Annotated in this window: 3 protein-coding genes and 1 pseudogene; 3 read left to right on the forward strand and 1 reads right to left on the reverse strand. The window is 41.3% G+C overall.

Going from position 1 to position 4611, the window contains the following annotated elements; translation table 11 throughout:
• From L650_RS0119245 to L650_RS0119255, 3 genes are all read left to right on the forward strand, one after another.
• Window positions 1-368: phosphopantothenoylcysteine decarboxylase (locus L650_RS0119245; RefSeq protein WP_029774090.1), on the forward strand; the 368-nt coding region annotated here is incomplete at its 5' end.
• A gap of 97 nt (window positions 369-465) precedes the next feature.
• Window positions 466-1053 (forward strand): nucleoid occlusion factor SlmA, encoded by a 588-nt coding sequence (gene slmA, locus L650_RS0119250; protein WP_004587943.1) that lies wholly within the window; start codon window positions 466-468, stop codon window positions 1051-1053.
• A gap of 158 nt (window positions 1054-1211) precedes the next feature.
• A complete protein-coding gene (locus L650_RS0119255) occupies window positions 1212-3971 on the forward strand; it encodes a prolyl oligopeptidase family serine peptidase (protein ID WP_029774091.1) in 2760 nt (919 codons plus the stop codon).
• Between the two features lie 106 nt (window positions 3972-4077).
• Here the strand turns inward: L650_RS0119255 and L650_RS0119260 are convergent.
• Window positions 4078-4611: pseudogene (locus L650_RS0119260) on the reverse strand (ROK family protein); the annotation flags it as partial.

The following is a 4611-nucleotide window of genomic DNA, read 5'->3' on the forward strand; positions in this document are numbered from 1 at the left end:
CCGTAGCCGATTATAGAGCGGCTAATGTAGCAACTCAAAAAATGAAAAAACAAGGCGATGAGCTTACCCTCACCCTTGTTAAAAACCCCGATGTAATAGCCGCCGTGGCAAACTTAACGCAAAACCGCCCTTACACTGTGGGTTTTGCTGCTGAAACGCAAAATGTAGAGAGCTATGCAAAGGGTAAACTTAAAAATAAAAATCTCGATATGATCTGCGCTAACGATGTATCGCAAAGTGGTTTAGGGTTTAATTCCGATCACAATGCTTTAACACTTTACTGGCAAAATGAGCAGTTAGCACTGGCGGTAAATAGTAAAACACGCATTGCTCTTGAGGTAATTAAACAACTTGCCAAGCAACTATAAAGTGCTGGAAACAAACTGAATAAAACATTAACATAAGCCACTCATTTGAACAAAAAATGATTAGCAGCTAAAAATAACAAATAAAAAAGGAAGGTTCATGCCTGCGACAAAAAGAAGTAATCGCAAAGAGCAAATACTGCAAGCCCTCGCGCAAATGTTAGAAACCAGCCCAGGACAACGGATTACAACTGCAAAGCTTGCTGCTGAAGTGGGTGTGTCTGAAGCTGCGCTTTACCGTCACTTTCCAAGTAAAGCACGTATGTTTGAAGGCCTAATAGAGTTTATCGAAGACACGCTTTTATCGCGCATTAACCTTATTTTAGAAAACGAAAAAGAAAGCCAAACACGCGTTTATAATATTTTGTTGTTGCTACTAACGTTTGCAGAAAAAAACCCAGGTATTACACGCATACTTACCGGCGACGCCCTACAAGGCGAGCAAGAGCGTTTACGCGAACGTGTACAAGGGCTGTTCGAAAAGCTAGAAACGCAATTTAAACAAGTACTGCGCGAGCGCAAACTTCGTGAAGGTAAAACTTTTCAAAGCGATGAACTAACCCTTGCTAACTTTTTACTTGCCTATGTTGAAGGTAAAATGAACCAGTTTGTGCGCAGCGACTTTAAAGTAAAGCCAAGTTCGCAATTTGAAAAACAATGGCCTGAACTACAAAAAATTTGGTTATAACCTTACTTTATTATTTTACCGTTAGCGCTAGTTAATCGCGCTAACGTTTACCCTTTCGTCCCTTTTCTTATACCGCTTATCTGATCCGCTCGAAATATAAACCAAACTCGCTACAATACTTATTACATTAAAAGTACTGTGAAAAACGAGAATCAATAATGAAAACAACGCTCACCTTTTTAAGCTCAGCACTGCTTGCAAGCTTAGCGAGCCCGGCTGCTTGGGCTCAAAAGCCGTTAGAATTTAAAGACGTATTCGATTTTAAGTACGCAAAAAACACCCAACTTTCAGATGATGGTAAAATCCTCAGCTTTAGCGCTAAACCCTACCGTGGCAATGCAAACGGGCAAGTTTATGACTTAACAACAAACACCCTTATTAGTACCGTAGAGCGCGGCACCAAGCCCGTTATTAACAAAGCGGCTAATTGGGTGGCATTTACACAAGTACCCAGCCTGCTTGAGCAAGAGACCAGCGAGAAAAAGTCATCACTTAAAAACAACCTCATTTTAGTCAATACCCAAACCGGCGAAAAACAGCAATTTGCCGACGTAAAAGACTATGTTTTAGGTAACAATGGCCAGTGGCTTGCTTATCGAGTTGATAAAAAAGCAGAAAAAGACACACCCACTGAAGATAACAGCGAAGAAAAAAGCGCTATCACACCAGATAAAAAAGATAAAAGCTTTGAGCTAGTAATAATAAACTTAAAAAACAGCACCACCCACAGCTTAAATAATGTATTTAGTTATGCGCTAAGCCCAAGTGGCGCACAGCTACTTGCCAGCCAAAGCTTTAGTGATGGCAACAACAATCAGCTTGTACTGCTTGAACTTAATAATAACTTTGCGCAAAGCGTATTAATTGATGAGCCAGGCGTGGTTGCACAATCAATTAGTTGGCACCCTGATAAAGAAATAGCCGCATTTAACCTCGGTAACTACGTAAACGATGATGAGCGTCGCAGGCAATACTCTCTAAAGCTTTGGCAAAATAACACCCTTAGCACCATCGACTCCCCTAATAAAGAATGGGTTATAGGTAAAACAGCATCGATTAGCTGGTCTGAAAATGGCGAGCGCTTATATTTTGAAAACCACCCAAAGCTGGCCGCTAAAATAAAAGCAAAAGAGTACACCGACGAAGCATCACTGTATGACTTTGACACGATTCGTGAACATAAAGCGCTAAACGTGTGGCACAACAACGATGCCCAAATAAAACCACGAGAAGAGCAACAGTGGAACAAGGTTAATAAAAATCGCCATTACAGCGCTGTTTTCCATTTAAAAAGCCAAAAAGCAGTACAACTAAGCAATGAAAAAGTCAGCGATTTAGCGCTTAACACTAATCGTAGCCAAAGTGTATTAGGCTACTCTAACCAAGCCCACCTAGAAAAAATTATGTACGGTGGCTTTTTTGCCGACTACTACAGCATAAACATTAATACCGGTGAGCAAACTCCCATTATTAAAAACTCACCGTTTACACCCAGCCTTGCGCCTAATGGGCGCTACGCTGCATACTTTGCACAAAGCCAAGTACAACTTAAAGATTTAAAAACCAACAAAGTTACCGCCCTTAGCAAAGCTATTAATGCCACGTTTGCCGATGACAAACACGACTATCCATCACCGCAACCTGGTTATGGGTTTGCTGGTTGGTTAAATAACAGCAGCCAAGTATTGGTTTATAGCAAATACGATATTTGGGCGTTTGATGTCAACACTCAACGCGCTGAGCGCTTAACTAATGGTAAACCAAGCAAAACGCAATATCGCGTTATTAAGCTTGATAAAAACCAAGTAGGCTTTGCTCAAAACGATACATTGCTTGTATCAGCCGTTAACTTACAATCAAAGCAACGTGAAGTAGCCAAGCTTGATTTAGCCTCACAAACGGTTACTAATGTACTGAGTGGCAAAAAACGTATTGATGTAGTTAAAAAGGCAAAACATGCCGATAAATACCTCTTTACCGAGCAAACTTATCATCAGTTTCCTGATTACTACCAAAGCGACTTTAGCTTTACAGCACCTAAAAAAGTCACCAACTTAAACCCACAAATGGCGGATTTTGCCTGGGGCGAAAAGCCAGAGCTAATTAGCTACAAAGGCTTTGATGGCGAAGACCTACAAGGGGTATTAATTAAACCTGCAGGCTACAAAAAAGGCGATAAAGTGCCCGTTGTTGTGTATTTTTACCGCTATATGAGCCAGCGCATGTATGACTTTCCTAAAATGGAGCTAAATCATCGTCCTAACTTCCCTATGTTTACCTCAAATGGTTATGCAATCTTTTTACCTGATATTCGCTTTGAAATAGGCCACCCAGGTAAATCGTCCACGCAAACCATGATAAACGCTACCCAAAAATTGATAGATTTAGGCATAGCCGACCCAGATAAAATAGGCCTACAAGGGCATTCATGGGCAGGTTATCAAAGTGCATTTATGATCACCCAAACAGATATGTTTAAAGCGGTTGTATCGGGCGCGCCGGTATCAAACATGACCAGTGCATACAGCGGCATACGTTTAAAGTCGGGCCTTGCGCGTCAATTTCAGTACGAAACAGGGCAAAGCCGCATAGGTAAAAATTTATTTGAAGCACCCGAGCTATACATCGAAAACTCACCAGTGTTTTTTGCCGATAAAGTAAATACCCCTATTTTAATTATGTTTGGGGATAAAGACGACGCAGTACCTTGGCACGAAGGTGTGCAATATTACTTAGCCCTGCGCCGTGCGGGTAAAGACGCCACTTTTTTACAATACGAAGGTGAACCACATCATTTGAAAAAGTTTCCTAATCAGGTCGATTTTTCAGTGCGTATGATGCAGTACTTTGACCATTACTTAAAAGGCAAGCCAGCCGCTAAGTGGATGACAGAAGGTGAACCGTTCGTTGAAGAGTAAAACCCATTCGCAATAACACTTAGTTAAGGAATAGGTTTAAATACTAAAAAAGCCGATATTGTATAAATCAATATCGGCTTTTTGTTTTAACGTTTCTATTATTAAGCTACAAACACAGCTCTCTAAATGGCAAAGTGGCTGCACCAATGGAGACCGGAAAATTATTAATGTTTGAGACCACCAGCTTGGGCATTGGGCGTTTAGCACCGCGTCTAAATTGTGCGTAAACCTCAGTACGCGCTATTACTTTTTCGGCCAGCTCTTTAGGTATATGGCCGCCAANATAATAATGGCTTCTGCATCTAATAGCGCCGAACAACAGGTTGCTACTAAATCAAACGAATCTTGAACTTTAAATAGCCACTCTTCAACGCCTGGCCATTCGGGGTCAAAGTTATCGTGCAGGTCGTAAATTGAATCAACCGCTACACCATTTTTTTTCAAAATACGCTTTAGTAACTCTAAATTGGGATGAGCGTATAACTTTGGCGGTAACATATCGCCAAGCTCGCCAGCATTACCGTAAGTACCACGCAGTACATCGCCGTTATTTACGATTCCGCCACCAAATGCCGCCGAGACAAACATATACACAAAGTTTTTATACTCGCGGCCTATACCTGCAACCCCTTCGCCAGCG

It is taken from the genome of Pseudoalteromonas sp. TB51, from assembly GCF_000498055.1.
In the GTDB taxonomy this organism is placed as follows: domain Bacteria; phylum Pseudomonadota; class Gammaproteobacteria; order Enterobacterales; family Alteromonadaceae; genus Pseudoalteromonas; species Pseudoalteromonas atlantica.

Coding starts and splice junctions, on each gene's coding strand:
- slmA (WP_004587943.1), top strand. CDS start 466: ATGCCTGCGACAAAAAGAAGTAATCGCAAAGAGCAAATACTGCAAGCC.
- L650_RS0119255 (WP_029774091.1), top strand. CDS start 1,212: ATGAAAACAACGCTCACCTTTTTAAGCTCAGCACTGCTTGCAAGCTTA.